The organism is Mesorhizobium norvegicum (assembly GCF_004919685.1).
GTDB lineage: Bacteria > Pseudomonadota > Alphaproteobacteria > Rhizobiales > Rhizobiaceae > Mesorhizobium > Mesorhizobium norvegicum.
Genome location: NZ_SMYZ01000206.1, coordinates 1 through 269 on the forward strand (window position 1 = coordinate 1; position 269 = coordinate 269).

Annotated in this window: 1 protein-coding gene; it reads right to left on the reverse strand. The window is 65.4% G+C overall.

Going from position 1 to position 269, the window contains the following annotated elements:
• On the reverse strand, positions 1 to 269 hold a 269-nt coding region (locus FCU66_RS40755; protein ID WP_136625531.1), incomplete at both ends, for a FadR/GntR family transcriptional regulator.

Sequence of the window (269 nt, forward strand, 5' to 3'; positions counted from 1 at the left end):
CGATCAGCTTGAGCGCCTCGGCGCGGGCACCCTGCGGGTCACGCGCGGCGATGCGTTCGTAGATGGTGCGGTGATAGGGAAAGCTGGCGTGGCCGAAATCGCGCACGCCGAGCGGGTGCTCCCAGAAGCGGTGGAACAATTCGTACATGGCGGCGATGATCTGCTCGAACAGCGGATTGCCCGAGGCCCGGTAGATGGCCTGGTGGAACTCCCAGTCCTCTTCCGACGACATGCCGTCGCGCGTGCGGAACGCCTGCTCCATGATGTCG